The sequence below is a fragment of the Bacillus sp. 05T22 genome (genome assembly GCF_056396765.1).
The window spans coordinates 42,069-65,142 of sequence record NZ_JBFTMC010000001.1 but is presented as its reverse complement, the minus strand read 5'-3'; the positions used below and the strand labels follow the sequence as shown (position 1 = coordinate 65,142).

At 36.5% G+C, this 23,074-nt stretch carries 25 protein-coding genes; 20 read left to right on the top strand and 5 right to left on the bottom strand.

Features of this window, described 5'->3' with window-relative positions:
- Positions 1-3: 3 nt before the first annotated feature.
- Positions 4-369: a YugN family protein gene (locus tag AC1DIT_RS00330; RefSeq protein WP_003199722.1), complete on the bottom strand. Its 366-nt coding sequence runs from the start codon at positions 367-369 to the stop codon at positions 4-6.
- Between the two features lie 205 nt (positions 370-574).
- Here AC1DIT_RS00330 and AC1DIT_RS00325 point away from each other — a divergent pair, with 205 nt between their 5' ends.
- The 6 genes from AC1DIT_RS00325 (at position 575) to AC1DIT_RS00300 (ending at position 3,998) form a co-directional block, all read left to right on the top strand.
- Positions 575-1,612, top strand: coding sequence for a CAP domain-containing protein (locus AC1DIT_RS00325; protein WP_016116055.1), 1,038 nt, complete (start codon positions 575-577; stop codon positions 1,610-1,612).
- A gap of 89 nt (positions 1,613-1,701) precedes the next feature.
- Positions 1,702-2,115 (top strand): YlbD family protein, encoded by a 414-nt coding sequence (locus tag AC1DIT_RS00320; RefSeq protein ID WP_016131895.1) that lies wholly within the window; start codon positions 1,702-1,704, stop codon positions 2,113-2,115.
- Positions 2,116-2,126: 11 nt separating this feature from the next.
- Positions 2,127-2,372 (top strand): YlbE-like family protein, encoded by a 246-nt coding sequence (locus AC1DIT_RS00315; RefSeq protein ID WP_006095792.1) that lies wholly within the window; start codon positions 2,127-2,129, stop codon positions 2,370-2,372.
- Between the two features lie 77 nt (positions 2,373-2,449).
- Entirely contained in the window at positions 2,450-3,022 is a 573-nt protein-coding gene (locus tag AC1DIT_RS00310) for a histidine phosphatase family protein (protein WP_016116053.1), read from the top strand.
- 119 nt (positions 3,023-3,141) lie between these two features.
- The gene (locus AC1DIT_RS00305) at positions 3,142-3,594 is read left to right on the top strand and encodes a YlbF/YmcA family competence regulator (protein ID WP_003199733.1); all 453 of its coding nucleotides are present in this window, start codon (positions 3,142-3,144) and stop codon (positions 3,592-3,594) included.
- 137 nt (positions 3,595-3,731) lie between these two features.
- Positions 3,732-3,998: a YlbG family protein gene (locus tag AC1DIT_RS00300; RefSeq protein WP_016116052.1), complete on the top strand. Its 267-nt coding sequence runs from the start codon at positions 3,732-3,734 to the stop codon at positions 3,996-3,998.
- Between the two features lie 69 nt (positions 3,999-4,067).
- Here the strand turns inward: AC1DIT_RS00300 and AC1DIT_RS00295 are convergent, their stop codons facing one another.
- Positions 4,068-4,457: a DUF7147 family protein gene (locus tag AC1DIT_RS00295; protein ID WP_003199736.1), complete on the bottom strand. Its 390-nt coding sequence runs from the start codon at positions 4,455-4,457 to the stop codon at positions 4,068-4,070.
- Positions 4,458-5,025: 568 nt separating this feature from the next.
- On the opposite strand from AC1DIT_RS00295, the gene rsmD reads away from it, so the two are divergent.
- Positions 5,026-5,592, top strand: coding sequence for a 16S rRNA (guanine(966)-N(2))-methyltransferase RsmD (rsmD, locus tag AC1DIT_RS00290; protein WP_016116050.1), 567 nt, complete (start codon positions 5,026-5,028; stop codon positions 5,590-5,592).
- Positions 5,589-6,080, top strand: a complete 492-nt coding sequence (gene coaD / locus AC1DIT_RS00285) for a pantetheine-phosphate adenylyltransferase (RefSeq protein WP_016116049.1) — start codon at positions 5,589-5,591, stop codon at positions 6,078-6,080. Before rsmD ends, coaD begins: the two co-directional genes overlap by 4 nt.
- Here the strand turns inward: coaD and ylbJ are convergent.
- Positions 6,072-7,304, bottom strand: coding sequence for a sporulation integral membrane protein YlbJ (gene ylbJ / locus AC1DIT_RS00280; RefSeq protein WP_476997994.1), 1,233 nt, complete (start codon positions 7,302-7,304; stop codon positions 6,072-6,074). The two genes, coaD and ylbJ, sit on opposite strands and share 9 nt — an antisense overlap.
- 114 nt (positions 7,305-7,418) lie before the next feature.
- Here ylbJ and AC1DIT_RS00275 point away from each other — a divergent pair, with 114 nt between their 5' ends.
- Both AC1DIT_RS00275 and AC1DIT_RS00270 read left to right on the top strand, forming a co-directional pair.
- On the top strand, positions 7,419-8,210 hold the full coding sequence (locus tag AC1DIT_RS00275; RefSeq protein WP_476997993.1) for a patatin-like phospholipase family protein: 792 nt from the start codon (positions 7,419-7,421) through the stop codon (positions 8,208-8,210).
- Positions 8,203-9,228, top strand: a complete 1,026-nt coding sequence (locus AC1DIT_RS00270) for a SepM family pheromone-processing serine protease (RefSeq protein WP_016116046.1) — start codon at positions 8,203-8,205, stop codon at positions 9,226-9,228. The genes AC1DIT_RS00275 and AC1DIT_RS00270 overlap by 8 nt, the downstream gene beginning before the upstream one ends.
- A 24-nt stretch (positions 9,229-9,252) precedes the next feature.
- Here the strand turns inward: AC1DIT_RS00270 and AC1DIT_RS00265 are convergent, their stop codons facing one another.
- Entirely contained in the window at positions 9,253-10,494 is a 1,242-nt protein-coding gene (locus AC1DIT_RS00265) for a nucleotidyltransferase (protein WP_154214602.1), read from the bottom strand.
- A 153-nt stretch (positions 10,495-10,647) separates the two neighbouring features.
- On the opposite strand from AC1DIT_RS00265, the gene AC1DIT_RS00260 reads away from it, so the two are divergent.
- The 3 genes from AC1DIT_RS00260 (at position 10,648) to AC1DIT_RS00250 (ending at position 12,033) form a co-directional block, all read left to right on the top strand.
- Positions 10,648-11,148: a YceD family protein gene (locus AC1DIT_RS00260; RefSeq protein WP_016131894.1), complete on the top strand. Its 501-nt coding sequence runs from the start codon at positions 10,648-10,650 to the stop codon at positions 11,146-11,148.
- A 61-nt stretch (positions 11,149-11,209) separates the two neighbouring features.
- Positions 11,210-11,383, top strand: a complete 174-nt coding sequence (gene rpmF, locus AC1DIT_RS00255) for a 50S ribosomal protein L32 (RefSeq protein ID WP_001984764.1) — start codon at positions 11,210-11,212, stop codon at positions 11,381-11,383.
- 128 nt (positions 11,384-11,511) lie between these two features.
- Positions 11,512-12,033, top strand: a complete 522-nt coding sequence (locus tag AC1DIT_RS00250) for an RsfA family transcriptional regulator (protein ID WP_016116043.1) — start codon at positions 11,512-11,514, stop codon at positions 12,031-12,033.
- A 28-nt stretch (positions 12,034-12,061) separates the two neighbouring features.
- On the opposite strand, the gene AC1DIT_RS00245 is transcribed toward AC1DIT_RS00250, so the two are convergent.
- Entirely contained in the window at positions 12,062-12,535 is a 474-nt protein-coding gene (locus tag AC1DIT_RS00245; protein ID WP_003199752.1) for an N-acetyltransferase, read from the bottom strand.
- Between the two features lie 306 nt (positions 12,536-12,841).
- On the opposite strand from AC1DIT_RS00245, the gene AC1DIT_RS00240 reads away from it, so the two are divergent.
- From AC1DIT_RS00240 to AC1DIT_RS00210, 7 genes are all read left to right on the top strand, one after another.
- Positions 12,842-13,729 (top strand): 2-dehydropantoate 2-reductase, encoded by an 888-nt coding sequence (locus AC1DIT_RS00240; RefSeq protein ID WP_033671484.1) that lies wholly within the window; start codon positions 12,842-12,844, stop codon positions 13,727-13,729.
- 79 nt (positions 13,730-13,808) lie between these two features.
- Positions 13,809-15,425 (top strand): bacillithiol biosynthesis cysteine-adding enzyme BshC, encoded by a 1,617-nt coding sequence (gene bshC / locus AC1DIT_RS00235; RefSeq protein ID WP_016116041.1) that lies wholly within the window; start codon positions 13,809-13,811, stop codon positions 15,423-15,425.
- A 370-nt stretch (positions 15,426-15,795) separates the two neighbouring features.
- Complete coding sequence (gene rsmH, locus AC1DIT_RS00230; RefSeq protein WP_016116040.1) at positions 15,796-16,728, top strand: 16S rRNA (cytosine(1402)-N(4))-methyltransferase RsmH; 933 nt, start codon at positions 15,796-15,798, stop codon at positions 16,726-16,728.
- Between the two features lie 15 nt (positions 16,729-16,743).
- Entirely contained in the window at positions 16,744-17,112 is a 369-nt protein-coding gene (gene ftsL, locus AC1DIT_RS00225; protein ID WP_016116039.1) for a cell division protein FtsL, read from the top strand.
- Positions 17,113-17,133: 21 nt separating this feature from the next.
- Entirely contained in the window at positions 17,134-19,281 is a 2,148-nt protein-coding gene (locus AC1DIT_RS00220) for a penicillin-binding protein (RefSeq protein WP_016116038.1), read from the top strand.
- A 100-nt stretch (positions 19,282-19,381) separates the two neighbouring features.
- The gene (locus tag AC1DIT_RS00215) at positions 19,382-21,298 is read left to right on the top strand and encodes a stage V sporulation protein D (RefSeq protein WP_016116037.1); all 1,917 of its coding nucleotides are present in this window, start codon (positions 19,382-19,384) and stop codon (positions 21,296-21,298) included.
- A 282-nt stretch (positions 21,299-21,580) separates the two neighbouring features.
- The gene (locus AC1DIT_RS00210; RefSeq protein ID WP_016116036.1) at positions 21,581-23,056 is read left to right on the top strand and encodes a UDP-N-acetylmuramoyl-L-alanyl-D-glutamate--2,6-diaminopimelate ligase; all 1,476 of its coding nucleotides are present in this window, start codon (positions 21,581-21,583) and stop codon (positions 23,054-23,056) included.
- Positions 23,057-23,074 lie beyond the last annotated feature (18 nt).

Below are 23,074 nucleotides of genomic sequence, written 5' to 3'. Positions count from 1 at the left end.
TTACTATTCTATAACTGCAAATTCCTTCAGTTTTTTTTCAATATTTTGCAAGAGTTGTTCGCTTTTTTGGATTACGTTTGTAGGGAAAACTTCATTCTCACCATATTCAACGCCATGTGGATAATAATGTTTTCCTAACAATGGTGGAAGTAATTTAACTTGTGCATGGCGTCCTCCGATTTCACCTTCTACCGCAAAGCCTTGTATCCGTAAGTAATATACATCCTTCAATATTTCAAATTTATAGTCATATGTAACTCGCTCATAATCCCACTGTCCAGCAAGTACAAAACGTTGATTTTGCATAACTTCCGTGAGCAGTGTAAAATCAATGGTCGCCCCTATAAGTTTTGAATTTGTAAATTGCATGGAATACCTCCTTATCTTTATTTGAAAACCTTTAATTTTATAATAGTATGAATAATGAGAAATCGCAATTCATATTGAGAGAAAAGGGAGAATCACGGCTTTTTTTATTAAAATATGATATAGTGAAAATAGTGCGGTACACACAAAAGGGAAGACAGGCATTTGTGTATATCTCAATTTTATGTTTGACCAGGAGGTATATTGTTTGAAGAAATTATTACGTATCGTAATGATTACGGTTTTTATTTTAGCTATTGATTTATACGGGAAATTACTCGTTTCGCAATATATATTACAGCCATCTCATTCTAAGCAGGAACATAAGATTGTTAAGAAAAAGAAACAGATAAATGAAGGATTTCCAGAGACAATCTCCCAATTAATAGGAGGCGATTCGGAAAGTTTATTAGCAAAATGGGGTGAGCCAGCTCGAATCGAACCTTCTGCGTATGGTTACGAATGGTGGATTTATAATCAAGATTTATCACAATATGTGCAGTTTGGTGTTGCAGAACATAAAATTGTAACAGCTTATGTTGCTGGTAATAAAGTGGATGTAGTTCCATTTCGTATGGATGAAAAATATGAAGATGTCTATAAAAAAAATCCATTCTCACATGAAATTTCTTTGAAAAAAGGAAGGAACAGCTATCAATTTGAATTATCTGATACTGAAATTGCAGAACAACCACTTGTTTCGATAGAAGAAGATGGTTGGGCGCAGTTATACTTTGATCGATTCACACATAAACTTGTCGGAATTCGGTATATGGATGATGAGACATTGCTTCGACAAAGGCCGTATCAGCTTGTTTATTCTGGAGAGTTAGGGGCGGAGCAGCCAATTACTCCAGAGAAAATGACACAAATAGAACATGGAAATATGCAACAAATTCTAGATTTGACGAATATTATTCGTAGTCGTCATCAACTACCGTTACTAACATGGGATCAACAAACAGCTGAAGTGGCTTTTGGGCATAGCAAGGATATGAAAGAGAATAATTATTTTTCGCATGATTCGCCGGAATTTGGGACTTTAGGAGATCGATTACAACGTGGTCAAGTCGCATTTCAACTTGCAGGTGAAAATATAGCAGCACAGCATACTGATGGGATCGCTGCAGTACAAGGTTGGTTGAATAGTGAAGGACATCGGAAAAATTTGCTAAATGAACAATTTACTGGACTAGGTGTTGGAGTCTTCGATAAATTTTATACTCAAAATTTCATTAGAAAATAGGAAAAGGTGCATGAATCGTTTAAAAATAGGCGAACCATGCGCCTTTTTTTTCTTACAATATAGTAGATACATCTGAAGAGGTGAGGATTATGACAAAAACAAAAGGACCATTACATCCTTCTGTTCAACAGTTTAAAGAGTTTGTAAACCATCACCCTAAAATGGTTCATGAAGTTCGAAATGGTGAAAAAACATGGCAACAATTTTATGAGGAATGGTATTTACTTGGAGAACAGGATGAAATGTGGAAGGTATATAAAGCAGATGGAGAAACGATTTCTTCTCCAGCTCAAGAAAACAATGATGAAAAAGCCGTCGATTTGATGGGACAAATGCTTTCTTTTTTAAAAAAATTAGATGCAGAGCAAATGCAGCAACATCTAGCTAATGTAACGAGTGCGATTGGGAGTGTGCAACAGGTTATTCAGCAATTTCAAGAGAATCGTACACAACCTGAGCAAAGAACTTCTGAAAACAACCCATTTTTCTTTCGAAAAGATTAGGAGGAAAGAGGATGAGGGCAGAGCTTATGGAATTTATAAAAGCTGATGAAGATTTAGGGCGTTATATTCGTGAACAACCCCATTGGTATCGAAAATTATCACGTAATCCGGAGGAAAAGGAGGCATTTGAATTAGCTGCTTTACAGTATTATAAAAAGACAATCCCGGACAAAGTTGCAAAATTTCAAAATCAATTGGCGGTTGCTTCTATTATGATTGACATGTTTCAATATATGAAGCAGCAAAATGCAACGTAATTGGAAGGGGAAACTATGTCCGTCATGCGAAACTTTTGTTACAATAGAAAAGAATTATTGAAAAAAGGAGTTATAGCATGACGGAAATTTGTTTAGTACGACATGGACAAACTGATTGGAATTTTCAAGAGATTATTCAAGGGCGTGAAGACATTCCACTTAATGAAGTTGGGAAAAAGCAAGCAAGTCAAAGTGCAGCTGCGTTGCAATTGGACACATGGGATGTGATTATCAGCAGTCCCTTAATTAGAGCGCAGGAAACAGCTCAGGTGATTAGCAACGCTGTTGGAATACATTCTATTCTTCTTGATGAGCGGTTTGTTGAACGGAATTTTGGCGAAGCTTCAGGGAAACCCGTTTCCACAGTTAGAGAGCTGATTGCAGAGGGAAATGTCGAAGGTATGGAGACAGATGAAGAGATTGTAAATCGTTGCTTTGCTGCATTGCAAGATGTTGCGCAAGTACATGCAGGTAAGCGCGTTATTATCGTTGCACATTCACATGCGATAAAAGCAATTTTAAATGCAATCTCCCCTGATGAAATTACATTTAAAACTCCATTGAAAAATGCCTGCATTAGTTATGTAAAAGAGGAAAATGGAAGCTGGGACGTACTACGATATAATATCGCGGAGCATATTTGCGTATAAGAAATTATGACGGATGATGGTTTTCGGTAATCGGACTTTTTACTTTATATTCAGATGGGATATTCAAATTAGTAGTTCTGTTCTAAATGTGTTATGATGGATACTCGGAGGTGTCTCTCATGATTGTAGCGACGCTTGAAAGCGTAATGATATTAGACGAGGCAGAACAGCTTGCAAAGGCGATTGTCTGTTCAGATATAGCAAAAGGTTATCGAGAATGTTATAAGGCGTTACAGGAAGATTTGGAAGCTCAAACATTAATTAGTCAATTTACAGCAATGAAAGAGCGATATGAAGAAGTGCAACGCTTTGGAAAATATCATCCTGATTATACTTTCGTTTCGAAAAATATGCGAGAATTAAAACGTTCTGTAGATTTACATGAAAAGATAGCTGCTTTTAAAAAAGCGGAAAATGCTTTGCAAAAACTATTAGATGAAGTCAGTGTAGCAATTGGTTCCGAAGTATCATCTGCTATTAAAGTTCCTACTGGAAATCCGTTTTTTGATGCAGGTGGATGCGGAGGCGGTTGTGGATCTGGTGGAAGTTGCGGTTGTAAAAAAACGGGGTGATGTGCCCCGTTTTTTAGAATATAGAAGAAAACGTATACAGAATTTGTTTAACAATGTACTATAATTTCACAAATTTCTGATTGATGTTTATAAGATACAAGAATATGAGTATATAAAAGGAGAAGATGGAGAAGATTATGTTCGGGCAACGACAAAGTATGATTGTTTATTTACATTCATTGAAACATGCCAAGATTTTAAGGAAATATGGTAATATTCATTACATATCAAAGCGTTTGAAATATGCAGTTGTATATTGTGATATGGAACAAATAGAGCATATGATACAAAAGCTAAATAAACTTCCTTTTGTGAAAAAAATTGAGCAGTCATATCGCCCATTTCTTAAAACGGAATTTGAAAATTCACGTCCGGATCGCGCGAAAGAATACGACTATAGTTAAAGAGAAAGACCCCCACTAATTTTGGTGGGGGTTTCTTTATTTTAATAAAAATACAATGAGTATAAATTGCTACTGCATTGGAGGAATGAAATGATTCATTCGTAAAATGCCGATAAGGTGATTAAAATATAATTCTTTTTCTGGGAAAATTGTAGAAGGTTTTACAGTAAAAGAAGTAACGTTTTTTTCGATTTGTTCCGCTGTTTCCTCGAATAAAACGATTCGTTTACTTTTTGTACCTTCAAGTATAGGAATTCCTTCGCGGCATATATATAGCGGTTGGAAATCACCAACCGTTGTTGGTTTAAGAACAACAACAAGTGAGCATACTTTTTTATCATTTTTTAAGGTTTCAAATTGTAACATATGTGATACACGATCTTTATTTGTCTTTGCAATCTCAAGTAATTCATATAAATCGGAGTAGCCTTCTCCTAGTTCAATAAAACGTTGAATCATATTATTTCCTCCTCTTTCTTTTACTGTATCACTTCGTTTTTAAAATGAAAAGCAGACAAAGAAAAAAACCCTGCAAAGCAGGGCCCTTCTTATACTAGTATGTACTAGTAAGAAGGCAAAGGGAGAGGAGAAACCGGAGGAAGAACTTATGGGGAAACGTAAGTCTTCTCCGCGGTTGGCAACAACATCGAAGGTGATGTTGTTATATTTATTTATGTCCAATCTAAATGAAGATATACATAATGAATTTAAAATTTATCGTAGGCTTTTTATTTTTCTTTTTTTTATTTTATGATAGGATAAAAAAGATAACGTGAAACTTGCATTAGTAGAGAGGGATCTGACTCGCCAATAGCGAGATGAATATACATATGGGATACTGGAAAGTTATCATGTAATGATGACTTTTTTAACGGAATAAATTAGTTTTTCTTTTAATAGATAGCGGATTCGTTTATCCTTTAATGGAAAAATACACAGAAAACAGTGAGGGTTGATAGCGGTTAACCGAACGAATATGCGTTTGTAATAATCGCTCGATAGATTGAAATAAAGGTAGTGACAGCAAATGAGAGTAGTTTCTGGAAAATGTAAAGGGCATCCGCTTAAGGCTGTGCCAGGTAATACAACGCGACCGACAACGGATAAGGTAAAAGAAGCCATCTTTAATATGATTGGTCCTTATTTCGAAGGAGGAATTGCCCTCGATTTGTTTGGAGGTAGCGGAGGGCTTGGGATTGAAGCGCTTAGCAGAGGGGTTGACAAAGCCATTTTTGTTGATCGGGATAATAAAGCGGTGAAGGTTATTCATCAAAATTTAGAAAGCTGCAGAGTACATGACCAAGCTGAAGTGTATAGAAATGACGCAGAGCGCGCTTTGAAGGCGTTAATTAAACGTGAACTATCATTTGATCTTATACTGCTAGATCCACCATACAAAGATCAAAAAATCATTTCATTAATTAGTGTTATGGACCAACACGGATTATTGAACGAAGATGGATTGGTTATGGCAGAACATGGGGATGATGTAGTCTTACCGGAAACAATAGGGGGACTTGTAAAGGTAAGAGCAGAAAATTATGGTATTACAGCGATTTCCATTTATAAGCATGAAGGTGAGGGGACCGAATGACAAGCATAGCAATTTCTTCAGGGAGTTTTGATCCGATAACTCTTGGGCATTTGGATATTATTAAAAGAGGCGCAAAGGTGTTTGACGAAGTATATGTTGTCGTTTTAAACAATTCTTCCAAGAAACCGTTCTTTTCAGTAGAAGAGCGCCTAGAGCTAATTCGAGAAGCAACAAAAGATATTCCAAAYGTAAAAGTTGATTCGCATAGCGGACTGTTAGTTGAATATGCAAAAATGCGTAATGCAAACGCAATTTTACGTGGTTTACGTGCAGTTTCTGATTTTGAATATGAGATGCAAATTACATCGATGAATCGTAAGTTAGACGAAAATATTGAAACCTTTTTTATTATGACAAATAATCAATATTCATTTTTAAGTTCGAGCATTGTGAAGGAAGTGGCTCGTTATGGTGGAAATGTAGCTGGTCTTGTTCCTCCTGTTGTAGAGCACGCTTTAAAAGAAAAGTTTCAAACCCCGTTAAGATGAACGGGGTTTTTCTTTGTTTATTATGCGTAAGAATAATAAAATAACATATAGATATAAACAAAATAGTGTAAAAGTAGGACCATAGCGAAGCGATATTTCCCAAGTCTTTGCAAGAATAGAAGCATGGTTTGATAAAAAAACAGGGATATCTTGTTGATTTGGTGAAAAAGAATGTAATTTTTCATAAAGTGGTACCCAAAATATAAAAGTGTAAATTGGGGCGAGAATACTTTGGATAATTCTTGCAAAGAAATAGGGTTTAAAGCGAATATCAGTTTCGGCTAAAATACTTGCTACCTGAGCTTGGATAGAAAGGCCGCTAAATGCGAGGATAAAGCTCGTTACCATTGCTTGTTCAAGAGTTGTAGTCTGATTGGTTTGGCTGATCATTTGGCTACCTAGTGTCATTTCAAAAAGTCCTGATAAGATGGGAATGCTAAAGTGTGGTGATAGTTGGAAGAATGWTAAAATATGTTGCATAATAAAAGMWAGWGCTGCYGTGAGTTGGAAGACAGTAATCATTTTATTTAAAACGGAGAATAAAATAATAAATCCACCAATCATGAGTAAAGTTTGAATAGAGGAGATAATGGCATCACCAAGTAGTTTTCCAATTGGTCTGTTCTCTTGTAAACGCGTCTCGTGGAGAATTGAAAAAGCGTGTTGTAAGGGACGTTTTTGAATGGATTGTTTTTCTTGTATGTAAGTATTGTTGTTTCCATAAAAACGCATAAGTAATCCGACAGTAAGGTTGCTAACATAATGTGCAGCAGCTAGTATGAAACCTAATTTAGGATTGTTAAAAAAGCCAATAGAAACAGCTCCAAAAATAAATAATGGATTTGAAGAGTTGGTAAATGATACGAGTCGTTCCGCTTCTATTTGTGTTAGCTGATTACTTTTCCGGAGTCTTGCGCTTAATTTGGCGCCCGCAGGGAAGCCGGAGGCCATTCCCATTGCCCAAACAAATCCGCCAATACCAGGCACACGAAAGAGCGGGCGCATAAGCGGTTCTAATATAATACCGATAAACTTTACAACACCTATACTAATTAAAAGCTCCGCAACGATAAAAAAAGGTAGTAGTGAAGGAAAGACAACTTCCCACCATATATTTAATCCGCGAATAGAAGATTGCAAAGCGGCTTGGGGGTGAAGTACGAGAGAAAATGTTAGAAATATCATCGTTATGGTGAGAAAAGCTGTTTTCCATTTTTCATACATTTTAACGTAGCCCCCTTTGTCCCAAAAAACGTTCATTTCAGTATACGTGGATACATGGTGAATTTAGACCATAAGTATGAAAAAGAGGATGAAAAAATTTAAAGGGTGAGAGAAATGAATGAACCAAAAATAGGCTTAGCTCTTGGATCTGGAGGTGCGAAAGGCTTTGCGCATGTCGGGGTGATTAAAGTATTACGAGAGGCGAATATTCCTATTCATATGATTGCTGGAAGTAGTATGGGGGCGTTAATTGGGACATTTTATGCAGCGAGTTGTAACGTGGAGAGACTCTATCGAATGGCCACATTATTTAAACGAAAATACTATTTGGATTTTACTGTACCGAAAATGGGATTTATTTCTGGAAAACGGGTAAAAGATATGATTAAAATGTTTACATATAATAAAAATTTAGAAGAGTTAGATATCCCAACTGCAGTTGTGGCCACTGACATTTTAAAGGGGGAAAAAGTTGTATTTACAAGCGGTTCTATTGCTGATGCGGTGAGGGCGAGTATTTCTGTGCCAGGAGTGTTTGTACCTGAAAAAATAGATGGTCGTTTATTAGTGGATGGCGGGGTGATTGATCGCATCCCTGTATCCGTTGTTAAAGACTTAGGAGCTGATATTGTAATTGCTGTAGATGTATCTCCTATTAAGGTGAACGGAGAAGTTACATCCATTTATGATGTTATCATGCAGAGTATTGAGATTATGCAGCATGAACTTGTTGTTAATCGGCAAATTGCTTCAGACTTAATGATGCGCCCGGCAGTAGAACAGTTTAGTTCTCGTGCTTTTACCAATATCGAAGACATTATTCGAGTTGGAGAAGAAGARGCMGAAAAACAYATTYAGAAWATTTACTTATTAATTGAGCAGTGGAAGGAGAAAAATAATGTTTAAGCGTTTTCGTTTTATATATGCAATTTTAATTGGCGTTATATTGGCAATGTTGCTTGTCTATGTACGTCTACCATATTATGTAACAAAACCAGGTATGGCGGCGAAATTAGAACCATATGTACAAGTTGATGGTGGGAAGAAAGAGTCAGGTGATTTTATGCTCGTGACCGTTTCGATGGGGCCTGCGAATGTTGTAAATCTAATAGCTGCCCAATTTAATAAATATAATCACATTTCTAAAGCAGAGGAGATTTTGCAAAAAGGTGAGAGTGATGAAGAATATCAATTCCGCCAAGCGTATGCAATGAAAGATTCTCAAAACGCAGCCATTTATAATGCGTATAAGCGAGCAAATCGTTCAGTTTCCTTTCAAAACAGAGGGGTTTTAGTTGCTGGGATTGCGAAAAATATGTCCGCTGAAGGGAAATTGAAACTTGGGGATATAATTGTCGCTGTTGACGGTCAGCCTTTTGAAGCGATAGACCAATTTATTGCATATATGTCAGGTAAAAAAGAAGGGGATGTAGTAAATATTGAGTATATTCGTGGGGGGAAACGTTCTACAGAAAAACTAACGCTAAAACAAATTCCTGATGGCAAGGGACGTGTTGGTATTGGAGTTTCCATTGTTACTGAAAGGGACTTAGTAGTAGATCCAAAGGTGAAAATTGATTCACATGAAATTGGGGGACCATCAGCAGGATTAATGTTTACATTGGAAATCTATAATCAATTGACTGAAGAGGATATGACAAAAGGTCATGAGATTGCTGGAACGGGAACCATTAATGAAAAGGGAGAAGTTGGTCCGATTGGTGGTATTCAACAAAAGGTTGTAGCTGCTAGTGATGCGGGTGCAGAAATATTCTTTGCTCCAAATGAAAAAGGGGCACCGAAATCGAATTATAAAGAAGCGCTTGAAGCAGCGAAAGATATAAAAACGAAGATGAAAATTGTACCAGTAGATACATTAGATGATGCGTTAGCATATTTAGAAAAAATGTCGAAAAAAAAGTAAACCTCTCGCCCTAGAGAGGTTTTTTTATAAAAAATTATTCGTTGTTTCATCATACCGAATAGGATGTTGAGTTATATCTTTTTGTATACATTTTGTACGTAAAGGTTCTTGTAGCACTGAAAAATAAACAGCATTTGCTTTGCGCTCTATATCTAGAACGGGATGTTGAAATGTTTTCGTATGAGTAAGAAGCGGGAGCCCTAGATTTTTTTTGTGTTTCGAAATATAAGTTTGTCCTTTTTGTGACATACCAAGTAAACGGATATATGGTGCATGTTGCTCTATATGTGCCTTTTCCATTTCTTCTTTTGTTGTATTTGTTAAAATATGTGTACATACTCGTTGTAATCTAGTCCATGTATAACGTTTTGTTTTTAATGCTTCCATGAAAGTAAGAAATGAAGAAGTATTATGTATTTTTGATAAAATACGATGCTCCAATCCTTCCTCTACCTCATAAATATGTTGTAAATCCTGGGAAGACATTGTCAAAAGTCTATATTTGAAAAATGGGAAATACTCCTCCCAACAATGCAGTGTATGATACGTTTGTTTATAACTTTCTAAAAAAGATGCGGTACAATTGGGTACAAATGGATAAATGGTTGTGAGTGAATCATTTTCACTAAATAATTGTTTGCGAATGCTAGTCGCACTTGCAATATGGTTATCTTGAAAGGTTTCGTCATGGTAATGAGATGCGAATCTTTCAATGGTATGTGCATGAATAGAACTTTTCTGAGAAAGAAGCGCTTCAATGTAATGTAAGCCTAATATATTATTTGGCTGGGACATATCAACAGTATTGACGTCCGATAAGATGTGTGAGAAGGCTTGAGAAGTTGCTTTGGCATAGCTGTTTCCAGCATCCATAAATTGCTGCACAAGTTGATTGAAAGTATCTTTTTCCTTTTGGCGTAAAGAAATGGTATTATAGAAGTTTTGAACCTCTCCATCCTCACTGCCGAAGCAAATTTCAGAAACGCCAAGGGCATCTAAAATAGAAATAGCACCGTTAGCAAATGTTTCGGCTTTTTGTGTTGCGAATGTATAAGGGAGTTCAACAACAAGATCTATACCACCGGCTAGAGCCATCTTGGTTCGGAACCATTTTGATACGAGAGCTGGTTCACCACGTTGTAAAAATGATCCGCTCATGACAGCGATTGTAATGTCGGACTGTGTTAACCTTTTTGTTTGTTGCACATGATAAGCATGACCGTTATGAAAGGGGTTATATTCAACAATAATACCGCTTGCTTTTATGATAATCTCTCCTTTCGATGTAGCATCTTTTCTAAAAACATGATAATCTATATATTATTTCCTATAATGACTTCATTATAGTGTAAAGAAAAAACATTGACAAATATAAAATGGCTAGCTATAATTTTGTTTGTTGCCTTGAGGTGATATGATATGAAATGGTCCATCCATCAATTAAACAAATTGAGACATAAAGGATTGACATTGGATGAGATGGTAGATGTAAGTGAGCTAAAAGAAGTCGAGAAAGAAATTCGAGAAATTAATCCTGTCCATGTAACAGGTAGAGTTGATTTTGGCTCCAGTAAGTTTACGTTTCATCTACATATAATTGGAAGCATGGTTTTACCATGTTCTCGCTCTTTAGTAGATGTAACATTACCATTTGACATTAAAACAACTGAGGTGTTCCAAACTTCAGAAGAAGAGTATGAAACGGAAGCGGAAATCCATTACTTAGAAGGAGAAGTACTTGACTTACTCCCAATAATCAAGGAAAATATACTTTTGGAGATTCCAATGCAAATTTTCAGTGATGATGTTTCCGGTGGAGCACCAACGCAAGGTCAAGACTGGCAAGTGATTTCGGAAGAAAGCAAAGAAAAGCCTGTTGATCCAAGGTTAGCAGGACTTGCGAAGTTTTTTGACAAATAATCGGAAGACTGGTTCAGGCCTTCATATGAAAATAACTATTTCTTTTAAGGAGGTGGGAAGAATGGCTGTACCTTTTAGAAGAACTTCTAAAACAGTAAAAAGAAAGCGTCGTACGCATTTCAAATTATCAGTACCTGGTATGGTAGAGTGCCCAAGCTGTGGTGAAGCGAAATTAGCTCACCGTGTATGTAAAGCATGCGGTACTTACAAAGGTAAAGAAGTAATCAGCAAGTAATTGTGGAAATAAACGCAGAAGATATTCTTCTGCGTTTATTTTTTTGTATTATTCTTTATATGTTGGTATTCTATCTTTTCTAGTAACTGCATATGTTTAATAAAAAATGCATAAGGAGGACTAGAGGAATGGCGACAACAAGACAAGATGCATGGACTGATGATGAAGATTTACTTCTGGCAGAAGTGGTACTCCGGCATATCCGTGAAGGAGGAACCCAGCTTTCCGCATTTAAAGAGGTAGGTAGACATTTATCTCGTACACCTGCAGCATGCGGATTTAGGTGGAATTCTTACGTTAGAAAGCAGTATAAAGAACGTATTGAAGAGGCAAAACAAATTCGTAAGGTAGAGAATTATGTAGTAAGGCAACCAAAAGTGGTGGAGTTTTCTCCTACATCAATTACATTAGACGATGTCATTAACTTTTTACAAAAATATAAAGATGAAAAAGAATTAAAAGAATTACACCAAAAAATTGAATTGTTACAAAAGGAAAAGGAATGGCTTCTTCAGCGTGTATCTGTATATGAAGAAGAGTATCGTACTTTGCTTGATTATATTGATCGAAAAAGAAGTGTGATGGTACTAGAAACAAAAGAAAGAGATACCATTTATGAGCATGAAACATTAGAAAAGGTGAAAAAATAAAAACAGCTGAATAACAGCTGTTTTTATTTTATGCGGATTCTTCATTTGTAACCGCATTCAAATTAGCTTCTGGATGCCAAATGTAAAATTCGCCATCAGTGGTTGATATTTGCCCGAAGTTTAGTTTCTCCCAAAATGCAGCGGATTGAATACGAGCTGTTGTTTTGATTGGAAATTGTAGTTGTTTTGCATAATTAACAAGCATTTGACCAAAACCTTGTTTTTGAAAGTTTGGTAACACTTCAAGTTTAGAGAGTTCTACGTAAGATCCAGTAATCTCAAGATTTGATTCACCATGTCTCCTCATGTACAAGCTCATACGTGCGATAAGGGATCCGCCGTAATAAATGCCGTAAAATGGGGATTCACTATCATTTTCAATAATATTTGCTTGTAACTCTTCAAACATGGAGAGTTCTTGAGCGCCACATCCCTTAAATTTTTTAAATTCGTCTAACGTTTTATAATTGATGAGCAAGCGCTCAACTTTTGGGAATGTCATTACATCACATCCTTTTCTCGTTTTGTAAAATAAAGAAAAGTATAAATATTTTCAATAATATTATAACTCATTTTTTCATTTTTATGAAGGAAATAGAATATTTCTTTCAGTATTTTTTTTGAGGATTTGCTACACTAGTCGTATGAAGGGAATTTATATATATTTATGAAATGTACTTTTAGTTGTTGAAATATAAATAAGATATACTCAATGTTAGGATGAGTTATAGAGGGGAGGTAATCAGAAGGCTTCTAATTGATTACAGGATATCTTTCTTCTTTGTATTCGTTAGGAGATTCTGAGGGGATAGAGATGAAGATTGGGATTGTTGGTCCGGGAGCTATTGGTCTTCTTTTTGCATTTTATTTAAAAAAGAACAAACAGGATGTTACATTATTTACAAGAACGGTAGAACAAACTGAAAAGTTAATGCAGGAGGGGATAAGCTGTATTCGTAAGGGAAGAAAGGAAACGGTATTTCCGAATGTTACGCCATTAGAGAGTATTGTAGGTGAACAAATGGACTATACGTTTATTGCTGTAAAACAATATCATTTAGCGAATATACTTCCTTTCATAAAAGGACAAAGGCAGATTATCTTTTTGCAAAATGGAATGTCTCATCTGGATATATTACACGAAATAAAGTGTGAAAATGTAGCGGTGGGGATTGTGGAGCATGGGGCAAAAAAAGAAAATGAATACACAGTGCACCATACAGGAGTAGGGGTTACGAAATTTGGAGTAGTAAATGGTGATTGGTCTCAATTTGAGTCACTATTGGATTGTTTTTCCTCAAAGTATTTTTCGGTGCAAGTAGAAGAAGATTGGAAACAAACAATGAGTTATAAACTTGTAATAAATGCCTGCATTAATCCACTAACAGCTTTATTTGGTATACAAAACGGAGAATTACTATCGAATCCTTTTTTTTATAAAGTGATGGAGCAAATATTTCAGGAGGTCATGTTCCTTGTAGGGGAGAAAAAAAAAGAAGAGATGTGGCAATTAGTTTGTCATGTATGTGAAACAACATCCAGTAATACATCCTCTATGTTAGCTGACGTAAAAGAGAATCGGGAAACGGAAATTGATGCTATTATTGGCTATGCGATAGAAGAAGCGAGGAAACAGCGAAAGCAAGTTCCCACACTGCAATTTTTATATAATTCAATAAAGGGATTAGAGGTATAAGAGATATTCTTTGCTTTTACATCAAACATTGACTACAATTTGGATTGGTGAGAGAACAGGATAGGAAAGGAAGAATTATATGGAGATAAAAGAAATCTCTGTTCCACTACAAGGTGTTGTGGCGGACTATATGAAGGGTAGAAAAGAAGTGCAGGCATTCTTCGATTATCCGTTGACAGAAGATGGATTCGGGCGGCGTCTGTATGATTTGCGTGATAAGAAGTTTTTCCGTCAAGACTTAGTGGCACATTTATTGGAATATAATACTAATTTACATGCTGGAGAGCATACTCTTCGGAATATAGAGGCGCTAGCGGATGAAAATACATATGTTGTTGTTGGAGGACAACAAGCAGGACTATTAACAGGACCTCTTTATACTGTGCATAAAATTATTTCGATTTTACAGCTTGCAAAAGAAAAAGAAGCAAATTTAGGAGTTCGTGTAGTTCCTGTTTTTTGGATTGCTGGTGAAGATCACGATATCGATGAAATTAATCATGTGTTTGTAACGAAAAATAAAAAAATAAAAAAGACGATTTTCCATGATCGTCATCCAAAAAAGGCAAGTGCATCTGAATCTGATCTTTCAATAGAAGACTGTAGAAAGTGGATTGAAGAAATTTTCAAAACATATCCGGAAACGAATTTTACAAAGGATGTATTACAGTTTGTTGAAGATGCTTTGCAGAATTCTCTTACATATGTAGATTTCTTTGCGCATCTTATTATGAAATTATTTGTAGATTCAGGATTGATTCTCGTTGATTCCCATCATCCAGCGTTAAGAAAGTTAGAAGTTTCTTTTTTAAAACAAATACTAAGTCGATATAAAGAAGTGCAAATGAGTCTTCAAAAACAACAGCAATTAGTAAAGGAACAAGGATATAAACCGATTATTGAAACAAAATCAAATGCAGTGCACATATTTATGCAAATTGATGAAGAGCGTGTGTTGTTAGAAGAAGAGAATGGGAAATTTGTTGGAAAAGATGGTATTTATTCATTTTCGTATGAAGAGTTGATAGCGGAAATGGAAAAAAGTCCGGAACGATTTAGTAATAATGTTGTAACAAGACCACTTATGCAAGAATATATATTTCCGACATTAGCGTTTATTGGAGGGCCTGGTGAAATTGCTTACTGGAGTGAATTGCAGCAAGTATTTCATGTGTTTGGTTTTCAGATGCCTCCGGTTGTTCCGAGACTCACAATTAGTTATATGGAACGCGATATTATAACAGATTTACATGATTTACAATTACAAGAGAGTGATCCATTTGTAAATGACATAGATATGCTACGTGAAGAGTGGCTTTCTAACCAAATAGAAGAACCAATTGACAATCAGTTTATAGAAGCGACAGAGAAAATGATGGATGTTCATACTTCTTTACAACAGTTTGTAAAAAAAATAGACCCAGGATTGCAGCAATTCGCTGAGAAAAATGAGCGGAAAATTAAAGAGCAAATTGAGTTGCTAGAAAGAATGTTAAAGCGAAATGTTGAGAAAAAACATGAAGTAGAGCTGAATAAATTTCGCCGTTTACAATACGCGCTCCGTCCGCTAGGTGCGCCGCAAGAACGGGTATGGAATATATGTTATTATTTAAATCAGTTTGGATTAGATTTTGTTGAACGAGTAATGAAGCAATCGTACTCTTGGAACGGGAACCATCATATTATAAAACTATAAAATCTTGCTCTTAGGAGCAGGATTTTATTTTTCGCACGTGGAATTAACTGTAAAGTGATTTTTTCTGAATTATCTAACGGAATGTTCGGGAGTATGATATTTATAATAAAGCACATGTACATGACAAAATAGAACAAAATGTAAACGTATTATTGTGTTTTTCGACATGTTTTTATTTAATTTCCCGCAAAAAATGATAAAATTTAGTATATAATAAAGTGAAACTGCGATTTGTGGATATTAGATTTCCACTGACGCCAAGTTGGATGTGACATATTTTCGTAGCATTAATTTCCCGACATATTGGGTGGTTTATTAGGAAGAAAAAGAGACATTCAACGTAATTATTTTGCAAAAAGTAGGTGCAACAATGTTTAAACACGTAACAGTTCTTTTAAAAGAAACAGTAGATGGTTTGGATATAAAACCAGGTGGTACATATGTCGATTGTACGCTAGGTGGTGGAGGACATAGTTCCTATTTATTATCCCAGCTAACGGAAGGGGGAAAATTAATTGCATTTGATCAAGATGAAATTGCGATTCAAAATGCAAAAGAAAGATTTTCTTCTTATGGTGATCAATTTATAACAGTGAAGAGTAATTTTCGCTATTTGTCAGAAAAGCTACATGAATTAGGAATAACAGAAGTAGACGGAATTTTATTTGATTTAGGTGTTTCATCCCCACAATTAGATACACCAGAACGTGGTTTTAGTTATCATCATGATGCGCCCTTAGATATGCGGATGGATCAAGATGCCCCATTAACGGCATATGATGTTGTAAACAACTGGTCATATGAACAACTCGTAAGAATCTTTTTCCAATATGGTGAAGAGAAGTTTTCAAAGCAAATTGCAAGGAAAATCGAAGCGTACCGCGAGAATAAGGCGATTGAAACGACAGGAGAGTTAGTAGAGCTAATTAAAGAAGGAATTCCTGCTCCAGCTCGTAGAACGGGTGGACATCCTGCAAAACGAGTGTTCCAAGCGATTCGAATTGCTGTAAATGATGAGTTGAAAGTATTCGAGGAGGCACTGGAATCTGCGATTGAAATGGTTAAGCCAGGTGGAAGAATTAGTGTTATTACGTTCCATTCATTAGAAGATCGTATTTGTAAAACAACATTTAAACGAAATAGTACAACACCACAGCTTCCTCCAGGATTACCAATTATCCCTGATGAGTTTAAGCCGAAACTAAAGCTCATTACAAGAAAACCGATTTTACCTTCTGATGAAGAGTTAGAAGAAAATAATCGAGCGCGTTCTGCGAAGTTACGAATCGCTGAAAAACGATAAAAAGGAGAGAGAGGTATGACAAATTTAGCTGTAAAGTATAAACAACAACAAGTGCAAGAACAAGTGCAAGTACAATCTCAAGCTCCGCAGCAAAACGTACAACCAAAAGCGAAAACAAAAATTACAAGAATTGAAAAATTGTTGTATGTGGCTTTTATTGGCTTTTTATTATATGCTTGCGTGGCTTTTATTGGAAATAAAGCAGGCCTGTACCAAGTTGATGCGGAAGCAGCAAAAATAGAGAATAAAATTGTGGAAAAACAAAAAGCAAACCAAGAATTACAAGCTGAAGTGGAAAAGTTAAGTCGCTATGAGCGTATCGCAGAAATCGCAAAAAAACACGGTCTGGAAATTAATGCGAATAATGTGAAAGGTTTACATTAATATAGTAGGTGTGAAGAAAATATGAAGACGAATATGAACAAAATTCATACCAATAAAGGAGCAGGTTACTTTATGATATTTTTCCTCCTGCTCTTTTTGCTGTTGTTAGCCCGATTCTTTTATATTCAAGCGACAGGAACAGTACATGGTCAAGACTTAAAGAAACTTGCACAAGACAAGCATAATAAAAATGGCGTACTTGAAGCGAATCGTGGAACGATTTATGATCAAAATGGACATGTGTTAGCGCAAGATGCGAACTCATACAAGATTGTTGCGAAACTAAAAGGTGAAAAACCTGTAAAAGATAAAGAGGATGCTGCAAAGAAAATTGCAGGTGTACTTGGGACAGGTGAAGATGAAATTTTAGCCACTTTAAACAAAGATAAGAGTCAGGTAGAGTTCGGAGCGCTGGGAAAGAACTTGACGAAAGAGAAGAAAGAGCAACTAGAAAGTCTTAAAATACCAGGTATTTCATTTGTTACAGAAAAAGCTAGAGTGTATCCAAATGGGGATTTCGCATCTTACGTGTTAGGTTTTGCAAAACCTGATGATAAAGGAATTGCGGGGGGGAAATTTGGATTAGAAGAGAGCTTAGATAAGTATTTACGTGCTTCTAATGGAAGTGTAGCATATACAGGAGATCGTAATGGTGTTTCTCTCGATGGTGGAAAGCAAAATGTAAAGCCACCGGAAAATGGAGAAAATGTGTATTTAACAATTGATCAACGTATTCAAGGGTTTTTAGAAGATGCGATGAAAGCAGCTGATCAGCACTATGAACCTTCTATGCTAATTGGATTGGTTGCAGATCCGAAAACAGGAAAAATACTAGGAATGTCTAGTCGACCTAGCTATGACCCAAATAAGGGTGATATTCAATACTATATTAATGATCCAATCGCAAATGCGTATGAGCCGGGGTCTACGATGAAAATTTTCACATTAGCTGCGGCGATTAATGAAGGTGTATATAATGGTCAAGAATATTACCAGTCAGGTACGTATCCAGTTGGAAACCGTAAAATAAAAGATCATAACGGTGGTGCAGGTTGGGGATCTATTACATTTGATGAAGGGGTTGAGCGTTCTTCTAACGTTGCATTTGCAATTTTAGGAGATCAAAAACTTGGTCCAGATCGTTTCCGTCAATATATTCATAAATTTGGATTGGATGAAAAGACTGGTATTGATTTACCTAATGAAGGAAAAAATACAATTGTATTTGACCAGCAGATTCAACAGGTAACAACAGCATTCGGACAAGGCTCTACTGTAACACCGATGCAACTTGTACAAGCTGCAACCGCAATCGCAAATGATGGGAAAATGATGAAACCTTATACCATCGATCGAATTGTAGATCCACTAACGAATAAAGTGGAATTAGAGCATAAACCAGAAGAAGTGGGGCAACCAGTTACAAAAGAAACAGCAGAACAAGTAAGACAATTATTAGAACGCGTTGTTACCTCACCAAAAGGAACAGGGAATGCGTATAAAATCGATGGATACTCTGTTGGTGGTAAAACAGGAACAGCACAAATTCCGGATGGAAAAGGTGGATATATGACCGGAAGAGAAAACTATATTTTCTCATTCCTTGGTATGGCACCAATGGACGATCCGCAATTAATTGTTTACTTTGCAATTAAGCAGCCGAAATTAAAAGATAATGAATACGGGGCACAACCTCTCGCGGAAATGTTTAAATCTGTAACGAAAAATAGTTTAGAGTATTTGAAAATTAAACCGAATGAAGTAAAAGATTCGAAGAAATATGTGAAAGAGCAACAGGCGGTTGTTCCAGAGGTAACCGGAAAAACAATGGAAGAGGCAAAAGCAACATTAGAAAAAGCTAAATTCCGTCCGATTATAGTAGGTGAAGGAAAAGTAAAACAACAGGTACCAAAAGCGACTGAAAAAACATTGAAGGGCGATCGAGTCTTCTTAGTAGGAGATAAACCGTTGATGCCAAATATACAAGGATGGGCACTTCGGGATGTAATGAATTTAGCGAAAATGTTAAATCTTAATTTGAAGCCATCTGGTACAGGATATGTGACAGAACAAAGTGTGGCGGAAGGAACGCCGTTACAAGCAGGTACGGAATTAGCTGTAACACTTGTACCACCGCTTGAGCCACAGCAAGAGGCAGAAAAGCCATAGAATGTTCTAGGTGCATAATATAAGAAGTCCAAGAGGTTCTATTCGAATAGGTACAAGCATATATTGGAACAAGCTAGGCGTAAAGGAGGCTTGTTCCAATATGCGTGTATCGAATGTAACAGTTAGAAAGCGACTTATTTTTATACTTATATCAGGTATACTCATTTTTACAATTATTGATATTCGTCTTGGATACGTACAGTTTTTTCTTGGGAATATGTTAACAGATCGTGCAAAGGATTCGTGGAGTCGTAATATTACTTTCGAACCTGAACGAGGAAAAATTTTAGATCGAAATGGTGTGGAGCTTGCAACGAATAAAAGTGCACCAACTGTCTTTGTTGTACCAAGGCAAATTGAAAAACCAGCAGAGACTGCAGAGAAGTTAGCTGCAGTTTTAGGTGTGGAAAAAGAGGGAATTTATAAACGGATTACAAAAAAAGAGTCCATTGTAAGATTGGATAAAGGCGGAAGGAAAATTTCTCATGATAAAGCAAAGGAAGTACGTGCTTTAAGTTTAAAAGGTGTTTATATTGCTGAAGATTCCATTCGGTATTATCCGTTCGGAAAATATTTATCGCATGTACTAGGGTTTGCTGGTAGTGACAATCAGGGACTTATGGGACTTGAGTCGTATTATGATAAAGAGCTAAATGGTGATAAAGGGCATGTGCGCTTTTTTGCAGATGCGAAAGGACAAAGGATGCCGAATGTTGGAGATGATTTCAAAAAACCAGAGGCCGGCTTAGATTTAAAATTAACAATCGATTCTCGAATCAATACGATTATAGAGAGAGAAATGAATATCGCAGATTCTACGTATAATCCAGATGGTATGATMGCAATYGCGATGAACCCGAAAAATGGTGAAATTTTAGGAATGTCAAGTCGCCCAAGTTTCGATCCCACGGATTTTCAGAGTGTTTCACCAGAAGTGTTTAATCGAAACCTGCCTGTATGGAGTACATATGAGCCGGGATCGACTTTTAAAATCATTACACTTGCGGCTGCTTTAAATGAAAAATTAGTAGACTTGGAGAAAGATACGTTTTATGATGATGGAGCAGCTGAAGTTGGAGGCGCTAGGCTACGTTGTTGGAAAGCTGGTGGCCACGGTAGTCAAACGTTTTTAGAAGTTGTTCAAAATTCTTGTAACCCAGGTTTTATTGAGCTTGGGGACCGCCTTGGAAAAGAAAAGTTATTCCAATACATTCGTGATTTTGGTTTTGGACAGAAGACAGGGATTGACTTGCAAGGAGAAGGAAAAGGGATTTTATTCAACTTAGATAAGGTTGGTCCGGTTGAACAGGCGACGACTTCTTTCGGGCAAGGGGTTTCTGTTACACCGATCCAACAAGTTGCTGCGGTAGCGGCAGCTGTAAATGGTGGGACATTATACCAGCCGTATATTGCGAAAGAATTTGTTGATCCATCGAATAATCAAGTTGTAAGAAAGAAAACACCGGTCGAGAAAAGAAAAGTTATTTCCAAGGAAACATCGGAAAAAGTTCGTTATGCGTTAGAAAATGTTGTAGCGAAAGGTTCTGGTAAAGGTGCATATATTGATGGTTATCGTGTTGGTGGAAAAACGGGAACTGCCCAAAAAGTAAAAGACGGAAAATATTTAGATAATAACTATATTGTATCTTTTATTGGATTTGCTCCAGCAGATGACCCACAAATCGTTGTGTATGTTGCAGTTGATAATCCAAAAGGGGTTACTCAATTTGGTGGTGTTGTTGCTGCGCCAATTGTAGGGAATATTCTTCGTGATGTGCTTCCTGTTATGGGAGTAGAGCCACGCAAGGAGCAGGTTGAAAGGGAATATAAATGGGGCGATACCCCTACAATAGAAGTTCCGGATTTAATCGGGATGAAGAAAAAAGATTTGCAAACGCAGCTTGTAGACTTGCAGCTCGATGTAAGTGGTGAGGGAGACAAAGTAATTAAACAATCACCAGAAGCTGGTGCCAAAGTAAAGGAAGGATCAAAAATTAGGATTTACTTTGGTAATTAAAGGTCAGAGATTGTGTTTTGTGATACAATTGGTGGAAGTTGAGTTAATATATAATCTCTGTTTTCATAGAAATTTATTTTCTATGAAAACAGATTATATTGCTCTTGAACATAAAAAATAAAGAATTTATCAGCTAAGGTATTATATGATGCACTGATAAACGAGTCTGATTTTTCGGGCTCTCAGCAAATGCTTCCTTCTTCAATTTTTAGCGAATGAAGGATAGGAAGAATTACTTATTAAGTAAGAGATAAATAAACAATGTAGAGAGGGTTTAGTGAAATGAAGTTGCACACACTTGTATCATGTTTGCATGATTTTCCAGTTGTTCCAAAAGAAAATCCAGAAATTACATCCATTGAAGCAGATTCACGTAAAGTGACAAATGGAAGCTTATTTGTATGTATGAAAGGGTATACGGTTGATAGCCATGATTTTGCTAAGCAAGCAGCCGCGCAAGGTGCGGCTGCTATTGTTGCGGAAAGACCGATTGATGTTGACGTTCCAGTTGTACTTGTGAAAAATACCTATCGTTCTTTAGCGGTTTTAGCTGATTATTTTTACGGACAGCCAACGCATAAATTACACTTGATTGGGATTACAGGTACAAATGGAAAGACAACAACATCGCATATTATGGATGAAATTATGCGGGCACACGGTCATAAAACAGGGCTAATTGGAACAATTAATATGAAAATCGGTGATGAAACATTCGAGGTGAAAAATACAACGCCAGATGCACTGACACTTCAGCAAACGTTTCGCCGTATGGTTGAGCAAAATGTAAATAGCGCAGTAATGGAAGTTTCTTCACATGCATTAGATCTTGGCCGTGTACACGGTTGYGATTATGATGTAGCTGTATTTACAAATTTAACACAAGATCATTTAGATTATCATAAAACGATGGAAGAATATAAGCATGCAAAAGGCTTGCTTTTTGCTCAGCTTGGTAATAGCTATCATCATAACCGTGAAAAGTACGCTGTGTTAAACAGTGATGATCCAGCAGCAGAAGAGTATATGAGAAGTACTGCGGCTACGGTTATTACGTATGGAATTGATACACATAGTGATATTATGGCAAAAGATATTGTGATGACGAGCGGTGGAACAACATTTACCCTTGTTACGCCAAGTGAAAGTGTAAATATTACGATGAAGTTAATTGGAAAGTTTAATGTATACAATGTTTTAGCAGCAATAGCCGCTACTCTTGTGTCTGGTGTAACTTTGCAAACGATTATTCATGTTGTGACGAATTTAACTGGAGTTCCAGGCCGCTTTGAAGTTGTGGACGGGGGACAAGATTATACAGTTATTGTCGATTATGCACATACTCCAGATAGTTTAGAAAATGTGTTAACAACAGCGAAACAATTTGCAAAAGGGAATGTGTATTGTATTGTTGGTTGCGGCGGTGATCGTGATCGGACGAAAAGGCCAATTATGGCTAGTGTCGCTACAGAATATGCAACACACGCAATCTTGACTTCAGATAACCCAAGAAGTGAAGATCCACAAGCGATTTTGGATGATATGTTAGCAGGTGCAAAAGGAAATAATTATGAAGTCATTGTTGATCGAAAAGAAGCGATTTTCCATGCGGTTTCAGAAGCGAAGGCAGAAGATATTATTATCATTGCTGGAAAAGGGCATGAAACGTATCAAATTATTGGCAAAGAAGTACATCATTTTGACGATCGTGAAATTGCGAAAGAGGCAATCACTGAGTGTTTAAACAACAAAGAGTAACAACATGAGAGGGGGACT